This is a genomic window from Streptomyces ipomoeae 91-03, from assembly GCF_000317595.1.
GTDB classification, from domain to species: domain Bacteria; phylum Actinomycetota; class Actinomycetes; order Streptomycetales; family Streptomycetaceae; genus Streptomyces; species Streptomyces ipomoeae.
Map to the genome: position 1 here is coordinate 1 of NZ_AEJC01000243.1, position 11,608 is coordinate 11,608.

Genomic DNA, 11,608 nt, shown 5'->3' on the forward strand with positions numbered 1-11,608 from the left:
TGAGGGTATGCCTCAGGAGTCCGTGGGCCGGCTGCTCCCGGTTACGAGTTGACCTGCGCGGCCACCGCGCTGGAGAAGGTCGTCAGCCGGGTGTAGATACCGGGGTACTGCGCGTCGGCGCAGCCGTAACCCCAGGAAGTAATACCTGCCAGGACGCCCCCGATGATCAGGGGACCGCCGCTGTCGCCCTGGCAGGTGTCCACGCCGCCGGAGGTGTATCCGGCGCACACCATGTCGCTCGCGATGAACTCGGAGCCGTAGGAGCTGGAGCTGCCGCAGACCGAGTTGGCGACGATCGGCACGGTCGCGGTGCGCAGCTGGTTGGAGGAGGAGCCGCCCGAGGAGGTGGTGCCCCAGCCGAGGATGCGGGCGGTGGTGCCGGCCGCGTACACGCCGGTCTGCGACGAGGTGACGTACGAGACCGGGGTGTACGGCATCGACGTCGACAGGGTCAGCACGGCCACGTCGCTGCCCTGCTCGGCGGACGTGTAGTCGGGGTGGATCCAGATGCGGCTGACCTGGCTGACCGTGCCGTTGGTGCCGTTGCGGTACGTACGGCCGCCCACCACACGGGTGTTGGAGGTCGTTCTGCCGTCGACACAGTGGGCCGCGGTGATCACCTTGGTGGCGGAGACGAGTGTGCCGCCGCAGAACTGGCTCTGCGAGGCGTTGGTGATCTGCATGACGTACGGGTACGCGCTCGCGGTGGTGGTGGTGCCGCCGACGATGGGCTGGGGAGCGGCGACGGCGCCGGGGGCGGCCAGAAGCGCGGCTGCGGAGGCGGCGGCGGTCGCCGCGGCGGCGACGAGCGTCTTCTTGGCGCGGTTGAACCCGAACATGGTTCTCCTCGTGGGGGTTGCCGGTGGGGGACGCGCGGGTGGGGGGTGGTGCACAGATCCCGCGGTACCGCCCCGCTCGGGGGAGCCGAGCGGGGCGGTGGGCCGGTCTGTGTGCCCTGGCGTGCGGCACGGCTCAAAAGCTAAGAGCCGGAGTGATTCCCTCCCAATGGGGGATCCCCCTAGGGCAGTTGGGGAGGGAAAACCCTCGATGACCCGGGAGGGGGTTTGAGCCTAGGCTGGAGCCGCAAGGTCGCTTCGCGCGCCGTCCCCGAAAAGGGCCGTCCCGGACAGGGGTGCCCCCGAGAAGGGGCGAGCGTCGTGGCGCCGGGCATGTCGAGGTCGCTTCGCGCGCACCGGCCCCGGGAACGGGGTCGTGTGCCGGTCCCCGGGAGGGGGTTCGAAACGCCGGTCCCGGGGAGGTCAGTTCGTACGGTGTCCCGCCGCCAGACGCACGATGTCCACACGCGACCGGATTCCCAGTTTCCGGTAGACGCGTGTGAGCGTCGCCTCGACCGTCTTCACGCTGATGTAGAGCCGACCGGCGATCTCCCGGTTGGTCGCGCCCTCCATGACCAGCTCGGCGACCTGACGTTCCGTCGTCGCCAGCACGGCGAGCGCGTCGAGGGCCGGCGGGGCGAGGGCCGGCTGCGTCGGGGGCGCCGGGGCGACCGAGGCCTGCTCCACCTGACGCAGCCAGGGCAGCGCCCGGCAGCGGCGGAACAACCGGGCCGCCTCGTCGTACGATGTCGGCCCCGGCCGCCCGGTCCGCAGCGAGGCCAGTACGAACGCGGCGCGCGCCTCCTCCAGGCCGTAGCCCAGTTTGGCCAGCCTGTCCTGCGCCAAGGTCAACTGCCGTACGGCGGCGTCCTGTTCACCGCGTGCCGCGCGCACCAGTGCCTCGGCACGGTCGAGGACGGCGAGCACGCTCTCCCGGCCGAGCCGCAGCGCCCGTTGCCGGGTGACGTCGATGACGTCCTGCGCCTCCGCCAACTCCCCGACGCACACCAGGGCTTCGGCGAGATCGCCCTGCCAGCGCCCGCGCGCCGGGTCGGTGACCCCGAGGCCCTCCTCCAACTCCCGCACCCGGCGCAGCGACTGCACCGTACCGACCGCGTCCCCCGCCACCAGCTGGGCGTGCCCCAGGGCGCCCAGCGCGCGGGAGAGGTACATCAGGTCGCCGTCCTGCTCGGCGTGTTCCGCGGCCTCCCGGGCGAGGGCCTGGGCCCGCTCGACATCGCCGCCCGCGGCCTCCGCGAACGAGGTGAGCATGGCGGAGGCACCCTCGCCGATACCGGAGTCCCGGGCCAGGCCATAGCCCTCGCGGGCCAGGTCGAGGGCCCGGCCGCAGTGTCCGGTGCGCAGTTCGATCTCGGCGAGGAAGCGCACGTAGTGCACCTCGCTCTCGACCATGCCGCGCCGGCGCACCTCACGCAGCAGCGAGGTGACCGTGGCCCGGGCCTCGCCGAACTGGTCGCTCATCATCAGCCAGCGGAAGCGGGTCGCGCCCGCCCCGTTGTGATGGCACGCGAGCTGCGGGTCCTGCGGTTCCTTCAGCGCCCGTTTGATGGTCGTGGGCGCGTCCGGGTGTCCCATCAGGGTCTCGACCTGTGCCTGGTGGGCGAGCGCGAGCAGTTCGGTGCGCCGGTCGCCGGCCTTCGCGGCCAGTTCCGCCGCGCGCGCGGCCTCCTCACGGCCCTCCGCGAAGTCGCCGTCGATGACCAGCGCGCGCCAGGCGAGCTGGTAGCGGACCAGGGCGAGCAGCCGCGGGTCGTCGCCCGCGTCGGCGAGGGCCTGCGGATAGACGGCGTCGACCTCCGCGATGGACTGGCCGGCCGCGTCGATCACCACCATCCAGGCCCGCACCCGCTCGGCGGGCTCGGTGGCCCGGCTCAGCACCTCGCGGGCGATGTCCCGGGCGAGGTCGTTCTCCCCGGCGGTCAGCGCGTCCTCGGCGGCCTGCAACCGCCGCTCGTCCGGGCCGGGCGTCGCGTCCGCGGGGGTGTGCCGGGCCGAGAGCAGGCCCAGCTCGGCGGCGACGGACGGCGCGCCCCGGTCCCGGGCGACGGCGGCGGCCTCGCCGAGCTGCCCGGCGACATCCGGGTCGGCGCCCGTGGTGGCCAGCGCCAGATGCCGGGCCCGCTCGATGGGGTCGACGGCGGCGGTGGACAGCGCCGCATGGGCCGCCCGCCGCTCCTGGGCGGTGGCCTCGGCGTACAGCGCGGCCGACACCAGGGGGTGCGCGAACCGTACGCCCGGGCCCTCCCGCTCCGGCGCCAGCAGCCCGAGCTCGACGGCCTGCGCGGTCTCCGCCTCGGCGTTCTCCCGTCCGGCGGCGTGCAGCAGGGCCAGCGTGGGCCGGGCACCGGCGCTCGCCACCAGCAGGGTGTTGCGGGCGTCCGCCGAGAGCATGTCGAGCCGGTTCAGGACCAGCGTCCGCAGCGAGGTCGGCACGGGCAGCGGCTCACCCGGGCGCGGCGGGGTCGGGCTGTCGGCCAGGGCACGGCCCAGCTCCAGCGCGAACAGGGGGTTGCCGCCGCTGGTGCGGTGGATGTCCCGCACGGTCGAGCGGGGCAGACCTGTGTAGCCGCGGTTCTCCAGCAGCTCGGCGACATGCGTCCTGGACAGCGGATTGACCCTGACGGCGAGGGTGTCGGGAGGGAACGCGCGTAGATATCTGTCCTGCTCGTGGCCGTGCGGGTCCGTCGAGGTGCGTACGGCGGCCAGCATGCGCACCGGCATCTCGCCGAGCCGCCGCGCGGCGAACCCGAGCAGCTCGACACTGGCCGGATCCAGCCACTGGAGGTCGTCCGCGACGATCAGCACCGGCCCCTTGGCGGCCAGGGCGCGCAGGGCCGACAGGACCGCGAGGCGCAGGGCGAGGCCGTCGCGCTGAAGGGTGGACTCACCGCGACCGGTGAGCGCCGACTCCAGCGCGGTGCGCTGCGGGGCGGGCAACTGGTCGGACACCTCGTCCACCACCAGGCCCAGCAGATCGGTCAGCGCCAGGAACGGCAGATGCGACTCGGACTCGGTGGCCGAGCAGCGCAGTACGGTGCGTGCCGTTTCGTCGTTTTCCGCGGCCAAAGCGCGCAGGACGGTCGATTTACCGATACCGGCGGAGCCGTGCACCAGCACACTGCCGCCCCGCGCAAGCTGCTCACGCGCGCCCGAGAACAGCTCCTCCCTGCCTATGACCAGGTCGGGGCGGGGTCTCCCAGGCTCCTTGAAGTCCCGTCGCACGGGCCACCGCTCCCCTCTGTGTCGTGTCCGGGCCAATATTAGGCAACCAGTCTTTGAATTTCGGAACGGAACCCTGGTGAGGGAAATAACAGAAAGGGTACGGCATAGGAAAATTCACACGCCGGTCACGTGAATGGTGCGGCTGGGCCGCAGCCGCGCCCCATAGGGGCGCGGGGCTGTGCCATATGCGGCTCCGCCGCGTGGGCGCGACCAGCCACGACGAGCCCGCGCCCCGCAAGCAAACCCCACACCCCACGGTGCCGTCCGGCCAACCCGGCGGAGCGCTACGGCAACAGCCCGGCCCGCCGCGCGGCCACCACCGCCTCCAGCCGGGTATGGGCCCCCAGCTTCCGCATGGCCGACCGCAGATACGCCTTCACCGTCTCGGGGCGCAGCCCCAGACGCCCGGCGGTGACCGCATTGGTGGCGCCCGTGGCGACCCAGGCCAGCACGTCCACCTCACGCGAGGTGAGGGCAACCCGGCTGCCGTCGCCCGGGGCGGGGGAGTCGGACCCCGCTGCCACGCCGGCCAGGCGCCCGCACACCCGAAGCAGTTCCTCCCTCAACCCCGGGTCCTCAATACGAGGCGCCAGCGCGCGCAGCGCCCCGTGCGCCTCCCGGACCTCCTCCCACGCCCCCGGTGACCCGTCCTCCGGCGTACGGGTCGCGGCCAGCAGACTGTGGGCCTCATCACGTACGACCAGCGCCTGCTCCACGTCCCGCGCGGCCTCCAGGGCGGCGCCGACCGTGCGGTCGCCCAGCGGCTGGGGGGCGCGCAGGGCACCGTAGAGGACACCGCGCACCCGGCGGCGTACGACGACGGGGACGGCCAGCACGGAACGGATGCCCTCGGCGGCGACCGCGGCGTCGTACTCGTGGCTGATCTGGCGCGACACCGAGTAGTCGGTCACCCAGCAGGGTCGGGCCATGGCGACCGTCTTGCCGCCGAGACCGTTCCCGGAGTGCACGGCGAGTCCGCTGAGGGAGGTGGTCCGGTGGCCCTGGAGTTCGCTGATGCGCAGTTGCCCGTGCCCGGGTTCGATCAGCCCGGCGAAGGCGAGCGGCAGCCCGGTCGACTTCCGCAGCCGCGCCAGCGCGCCACTCAGATCCGCCGCGGCGGACAGGGCCGTATCGGCGGAACTCAGGGGATCGAATGCCACGAACTCGTCCCTTCGGCGCGGCGCACCCCCGTTCGGGGGTAGTGAGACGTGTATCACGCATTACACGATGTCCGGCAACAGTCCGGCAATGAGGAGGACACATGTCGGCCAGGTCGAGCGCCACGGACGAGTTCCGGGCGGCCCGGGATTTCCTGTTGGCCCACCGGGAGGACTATGCCACCGCCTACAGGGGCTTCACCTGGCCGCGTCCCGAGTACTTCAACTGGGCGCTCGACTGGTTCGACGTCATCGCACGTGGGAACGACCGCACGGCCCTGCACATCGTCGAGGAGGACGGCACCGAGACCCGCCTGTCCTTCGCCGAGATGTCCGAGCGCTCGTCCCGCGCCGCGAACTGGCTGCGCGACCGGGGCGTGCGCGCCGATGACCGGATCCTCGTCATGCTCGGCAACCAGGCGGAGCTGTGGGAGACGGCCCTCGCCGCGATGAAGCTGCGCGCCGTCGTCATCCCCGCCACCCCGCTGCTCGGCCCCGCCGACCTGCGCGACCGCGTCGAACGGGGCCGGGTGCGGCATGTGATCGTACGGGCGGAGGACGCGCCCAAGTTCGACGAGGTGCCCGGCCGCTACACCCGCATCGGCGTCGGCGGCGCGGTGGACGGCTGGAAATCGTACGAGGACGCCTACGCCGCCCCCGCCGGCTTCCAGCCGAACGGGAGGACCAACGCCACCGATCCGCTGATGCTGTACTTCACCTCCGGCACCACCGCCCGGCCCAAACTGGTCGAGCACACCCATGTGTCGTACTCCATCGGCCACTTGGCGACCATGTACTGGATCGGCCTCAAGCCCGGCGACGTCCACCTCAACATCTCCTCGCCCGGCTGGGCCAAGCACGCCTGGTCCAACCTGTTCGCCCCGTGGAACGCGGAGGCGACCGTCTTCATCCACAACTACACCCGCTTCGACGCGGACCGGCTGCTCGCCGAGATGGAGCGCGCGGGCGTCACCAGCTTCTGCGCCCCGCCCACCGTGTGGCGCATGCTGATCCAGGCCGACCTCGGCCGGCTGCGCACCCCGCCCCGCGAGGTCGTCGCCGCCGGTGAGCCACTGAACCCCGAGGTCATCGAGCAGGTGCGCCGCGCCTGGGGTGTCACCATCCGCGACGGCTTCGGCCAGACCGAGACGGCCGTCCAGGTCTCCAACAGCCCCGGCCAGGAACTGAAGACCGGCTCGATGGGCAGGCCCAGCCCCGGCTTCAAGGTCGTCCTCCTCGACCCGGTCACGGGCGCGCCCGGCGCCGACGAGGGAGAGATCGCGCTCGACCTGTCCAACCAGCCCGTCGGCGTCATGACCGGCTACCACGGCGACCCCGACCGTACGGCACAGGCCATGGCCGGCGGCTACTACCGCACCGGCGACATCGGCTCACGCGACGCCGACGGCTACATCACCTACGTGGGCCGGCGGGACGACGTGTTCAAGGCCAGTGACTACAAGATCAGCCCGTTCGAGCTGGAAAGCGCCCTGCTGGAGCACGAGGCGGTGGCCGAGGCGGCCGTCGTGCCCGCGCCGGACGAGCTGCGGCTCGCGGTGCCGAAGGCGTATGTCGTGCTGGCGGCGGGCTGGGAGCCCGGCCCGGACACCGCGAAGATCCTCTTCGAGCACTCCCGGAGCACGCTGGCGCCCTACAAGCGGATCCGCCGGCTGGAGTTCGCCGACCTGCCGAAGACCGTCTCGGGCAAGATCCGCCGAATCGAGCTGCGCGAGGCCACGGCCCAGGGCTCGGACGCCGAGTACCGCGAGGAGGACTTCCGGTGACCGAACTGACGGAACCGACCGGACCGACGGAATCGACCGGACCGACGGAATCGACGGGGCCCAGGGCACTGTCGTACACGCACGGAACGAGCGACACGCCCCTCCTCGGCGACACCATCGGCGCCAACCTGGACCGTACGGCGGCCATCTGGCCGGACCGCGAGGCCCTGGTCGACGTGCCGTCCGGACGGCGCTGGACGTACGCCCGATTCGTGGCCGACGTCGATGAGCTGGCGTGCGCGCTGCTCGCCTCCGGGGTGGCCAAGGGCGACCGGGTCGGCATCTGGGCGATCAACTGCCCGGAGTGGGTGCTCGTCCAGTACGCCACCGCCCGCATCGGCGCGATCATGGTGAACATCAACCCGGCCTACCGCACCCACGAGGTCGAGTACGTCCTCAAGCAGGCCGGGATCTCCCTGCTGTTCGCCTCCCTCAGCCACAAGACCAGCGACTACCGGGCGATGGTCGAGCAAGTGCGGGGAAACTGCCCCGAGTTGCGGGAGACCGTGTTCATCGGCGCCCCCGGCTGGGACGCGCTGATCGCGCGCGGCACACCCGACCTGGCCGACGACCTGCGGGTCCGCGCGGGCGAGCTGTCCTGTGACGACCCCATCAACATCCAGTACACCTCGGGCACGACGGGCTTCCCCAAGGGCGCGACCCTCTCCCACCACAACATCCTCAACAACGGCTATTTCGTGGGCGAGATGATCGCCTACGGCGAGCAGGACCGGATCTGCATCCCCGTGCCCTACTACCACTGCTTCGGCATGGTCATGGGCAACCTCGCCGCCACCTCCCACGGTGCCTGCATGGTGATCCCCGCCCCGTCCTTCGACCCGGCGGCCACCCTGCGCGCGGTCGAGCAGGAGCGCTGCACCTCCCTCTACGGCGTACCGACCATGTTCATCGCGGAGTTGAACCTCCCCGACTTCGCCTCGTACGACCTCACCTCCCTGCGCACCGGCATCATGGCGGGCTCGCCCTGCCCGGTGGAGGTGATGAAGCGGGTGGTCGCCGAGATGCACATGTCGGAGGTCTCCATCTGCTACGGCATGACGGAGACCTCGCCCGTCTCCACCCAGACCCGCCGCGACGACGACCTGGAGCACCGCACCGGCACCGTCGGCCGGGTCCTGCCGCACGTCGAGGTCAAGGTCGTCGACCCCGCCACCGGAGTGACCCAACCCCGTGGCAGGGCGGGCGAGTTGTGCACCCGTGGCTACAGCGTGATGCTCGGCTACTGGGAGGAGCCCGAGAAGACCGCCGAGGCCGTCGACGCCGGACGGTGGATGCACACCGGGGACCTGGCGACGATGCGCGAGGACGGATATGTCGAGATCGTCGGCCGTATCAAGGACATGATCATCCGGGGTGGGGAGAACATCTACCCGCGCGAGATCGAGGAGTTCCTGTACGCCCATCCGAAGATCGCCGACGTCCAGGTGGTGGGCGTGCCCCACGAGCGGTACGGCGAGGAGGTCCTCGCCTGCGTCATCCCCCGTGACGCCGCCGACCCGCTCACCCTGGAGGAGCTGCGCGCCTTCTGCGACGGCCGGCTGGCGCACTACAAGATCCCGAGCGCACTGCGCATCCTGGACGCCTTCCCGATGACGGTGTCGGGGAAGGTACGCAAGATCGAGCTGCGGGAGCGGTACGCGTAGAGCCCGGCCGACGGACTCCGCGCAGCGCCCCCGGCTCAGGCCCCCGCGCAGCGCCCCGGCTCAGGCCCCCGCGCCGGTCGCGACCAGTTCGGCCGCCGCCGTGTTGACCGGCTGCGGGGTGCCCGTGAGGTCCAGGACGAAGAGGGAGACGCCCAGGGCGTCGGCGTGGTCACGGGCGTCGGGGGCGTACCCGGCGAGGGAGAAGTAGACGCAGTCGGCGGACTCGGTCATGGCGGTCAGCCACAGGCATTCGATGTCGCGCGGCGAGGCCGGGCTGACCGAAGGGTCCACCTGGGCCAGCACGCCCCGCGCGGCCAGCCCGATGCCGTTGGGCTGGCGCTGGTCGGCCCTGCGGACGTCCTGGTAGCCCAGCCAGCGCAGATACAGGGCGACGGCGGTGACCGCGTCGCGGGCGGTACGGATGGTGACCGGCCGGAAGGTGGGGCGGGGGTCGACGGGCCGCGCACCCGGGTCCGTGTCGTCCGGGCCCAGCGGCCGTAGCGCGCCGACCACGGGAACGCGCAGTACGGTCCCGCAGGCGCAGCCCAGCTCCGGGTGGGGCCACTGGTCCGTACGTCCGCAGTCGCCGCAGCGGACTGTCACCCAGTCCTCGTCCCAGGTGTGATGCGTGACGGAGACCGGCGCGGCGTGCCGGTTCAGGGGCGGGGCCACCGGCGTGCCGCATGCGCAGGGATAGGACGGGGCGGCGTACTGATGTTCCCGCTCGCAGTCGGGACACCGCACCGTCATGCTCTCGCTCATGCTCCACCCCACCACCGGGACCCACCGGTCACATCGGAACAGCCCTCTCATCGTCCTCCAACCAGGGCGGTCCCGGCAGGGAAACGCCCCGACAGGACCGGTTGATCCGACTGTCCACGCCCTTGACGCTCCCTGCCCCTCCTCCTACATTGCTTCCAGATGGCAGAAACTGCTTTCCGCAATACGGAAGTTCGCGGATTGGGTCACCCAAGGAGACGGAAGTGCTCGCGGGGGGGGGCGCGACGGGAGCGCGAGTCCGGCAGCTGAAGCAGGAGTAGGCATGGCTCGTATGACCGCTGCCCGTGCGGCAGTCGAGATCCTCAAGCGCGAGGGCGTCCGCGACGCGTTCGGTGTCCCCGGCGCGGCGATCAACCCCTTCTACGCGGCCCTGAAGGCCTCCGGTGGCATCCACCACACCCTCGCCCGCCATGTGGAGGGCGCCTCACACATGGCCGAGGGCTACACCCGCACCCACCCCGGCAACATCGGAGTCTGCGTCGGCACCTCCGGGCCCGCCGGGACCGACATGATCACCGGGCTCTACTCCGCCACCGGTGACTCCGTCCCGATCCTCTGCATCACCGGTCAGGCACCCACCGCGGTGATCCACAAGGAGGACTTCCAGGCGGTCGACATCGCCTCCATCGCCAAGCCGGTCACGAAGATGGCGGTCACCGTGCTGGAGGCGGCCCAGGTCCCCGGTGTCTTCCAGCAGGCCTTCCACCTCATGCGCTCGGGCCGCCCCGGGCCGGTCCTGATCGACCTCCCGGTCGACGTGCAGCTCACCGAGATCGAGTTCGACCCGGACACGTACGCACCGCTCCCGGTCTACAAACCGGCCGCGACCCGCGCCCAGATCGAGAAGGCGATCAGGCTGCTGAACGAGTCCGAGCGCCCCCTGATCGTGGCCGGCGGCGGTGTCATCAACGCGGACGCGAGCGAACTGCTGGTGGAGTTCGCCGAGTTGACCGGCGTCCCGGTCGTCCCCACCCTCATGGGCTGGGGTGTCCTGCCCGACGACCATGAACTCAACGCCGGCATGGTCGGCCTGCAGACCTCGCACCGCTACGGCAACGCGACCTTCCTGGAGTCCGACTTCGTCCTGGGCATCGGCAACCGCTGGGCCAACCGCCACACCGGGAAGCTGGACGTCTACACCGCCGGCCGGAAGTTCGTCCACGTCGACATCGAGCCCACCCAGATCGGCAGGATCTTCGCCCCCGACTACGGCATCGCCTCCGACGCGAAGGCCGCGCTGGAGCTGTTCGTCGAGGTGGCACGGGAGTCGAAGGCACAGGGCCGCCTGCCGGACCGTTCCGCCTGGGCCGCCGCCGCGCAGGAGAAGAAGGCGACCCTCCAGCGGCGTACGCACTTCGACGACGTCCCCATCAAGCCGCAGCGCGTCTACGAGGAGATGAACAAGGCCTTCGGCCCCGAGACCCGGTACGTCACCACCATAGGCCTCTCCCAGATCGCCGGCGCCCAGATGCTGCACGTCTACCGGCCGCGCCACTGGATCAACTGCGGGCAGGCGGGGCCACTGGGCTGGACCGTCCCCGCCGCGCTCGGTGTCGCGAAGGCCGACCCGGAGGCGTCCGTCGTCGCCCTCTCCGGCGACTACGACTTCCAGTTCATGATCGAGGAGCTGGCCGTCGGGGCGCAGCACCGCATCCCGTACGTCCACGTCCTCGTGAACAACTCCTACCTGGGCCTCATCCGCCAGGCACAGCGGGCCTTCGACATCGATTTCCAGGTCAACCTGGAGTTCGAGAACATCAACTCGCCCGAACTGGGCGTCTACGGCGTCGACCACGTCAAGGTCGTCGAGGGGCTGGGCTGCCGGGCGCTCCGCGTGACCGACCCCGCGGAGCTGGGCGCCGCGTTCGAACACGCCAAGAAGCTCGCGGCGGAGTACCGGGTGCCGGTTGTCGTCGAGGTGATCCTGGAGCGGGTCACCAACATCGCGATGTCCACGACGAATGACATCAGTGAGGTGGTCGAGTTCGAGGAGGTGGCGACGGAGGCGGGGCATGCGCCGACGTCGGTTCGGCCGTTGCGGGTCTGACGTTGCCGCTGCTGGTCCCAAGGGCCGCTGCTGGTCCCAAGGCCGGTGTGAAGGCGCCCATTGGCTCCGAAGTCGGGGGCGGCTCGACCGGGGGGCC

Annotated in this window: 7 protein-coding genes; 3 read left to right on the forward strand and 4 right to left on the reverse strand. The window is 71.3% G+C overall.

The window, feature by feature from the left end; translation table 11 throughout:
• Positions 1 to 41: 41 nt before the first annotated feature.
• The 3 genes from STRIP9103_RS15930 to STRIP9103_RS15940 all read right to left on the reverse strand — a co-directional run bounded on the left by STRIP9103_RS15930 (position 42) and on the right by STRIP9103_RS15940 (position 5,239).
• On the reverse strand, positions 42 to 839 hold the full coding sequence (locus tag STRIP9103_RS15930; RefSeq protein ID WP_009312679.1) for a S1 family peptidase: 798 nt from the start codon (positions 837 to 839) through the stop codon (positions 42 to 44).
• A gap of 420 nt (positions 840 to 1,259) precedes the next feature.
• A complete protein-coding gene (locus STRIP9103_RS15935) occupies positions 1,260 to 4,079 on the reverse strand; it encodes a helix-turn-helix transcriptional regulator (protein WP_009312685.1) in 2,820 nt (939 codons plus the stop codon).
• Positions 4,080 to 4,363: 284 nt separating this feature from the next.
• Positions 4,364 to 5,239 (reverse strand): helix-turn-helix transcriptional regulator, encoded by an 876-nt coding sequence (locus tag STRIP9103_RS15940; RefSeq protein WP_009312684.1) that lies wholly within the window; start codon positions 5,237 to 5,239, stop codon positions 4,364 to 4,366.
• Positions 5,240 to 5,340: 101 nt separating this feature from the next.
• Here STRIP9103_RS15940 and STRIP9103_RS15945 point away from each other — a divergent pair, with 101 nt between their 5' ends.
• Entirely contained in the window at positions 5,341 to 7,020 is a 1,680-nt protein-coding gene (locus STRIP9103_RS15945) for an AMP-binding protein (RefSeq protein WP_009312687.1), read from the forward strand.
• A 68-nt stretch (positions 7,021 to 7,088) separates the two neighbouring features.
• Positions 7,089 to 8,684 (forward strand): AMP-binding protein, encoded by a 1,596-nt coding sequence (locus tag STRIP9103_RS15950; RefSeq protein ID WP_048820364.1) that lies wholly within the window; start codon positions 7,089 to 7,091, stop codon positions 8,682 to 8,684.
• Between the two features lie 60 nt (positions 8,685 to 8,744).
• Here the strand turns inward: STRIP9103_RS15950 and STRIP9103_RS15955 are convergent, their stop codons facing one another.
• Positions 8,745 to 9,446, reverse strand: a complete 702-nt coding sequence (locus tag STRIP9103_RS15955; RefSeq protein WP_234022213.1) for a hypothetical protein — start codon at positions 9,444 to 9,446, stop codon at positions 8,745 to 8,747.
• A gap of 280 nt (positions 9,447 to 9,726) precedes the next feature.
• Here STRIP9103_RS15955 and gcl point away from each other — a divergent pair, with 280 nt between their 5' ends.
• Entirely contained in the window at positions 9,727 to 11,511 is a 1,785-nt protein-coding gene (gcl, locus tag STRIP9103_RS15960; RefSeq protein WP_009312678.1) for a glyoxylate carboligase, read from the forward strand.
• Positions 11,512 to 11,608 lie beyond the last annotated feature (97 nt).

Coding starts and splice junctions, on each gene's coding strand:
- STRIP9103_RS15930 (WP_009312679.1), bottom strand. CDS start 839: ATGTTCGGGTTCAACCGCGCCAAGAAGACGCTCGTCGCCGCCGCGGCG.
- STRIP9103_RS15945 (WP_009312687.1), top strand. CDS start 5,341: ATGTCGGCCAGGTCGAGCGCCACGGACGAGTTCCGGGCGGCCCGGGAT.
- STRIP9103_RS15955 (WP_234022213.1), bottom strand. CDS start 9,446: ATGAGCGAGAGCATGACGGTGCGGTGTCCCGACTGCGAGCGGGAACAT.
- gcl (WP_009312678.1), top strand. CDS start 9,727: ATGGCTCGTATGACCGCTGCCCGTGCGGCAGTCGAGATCCTCAAGCGC.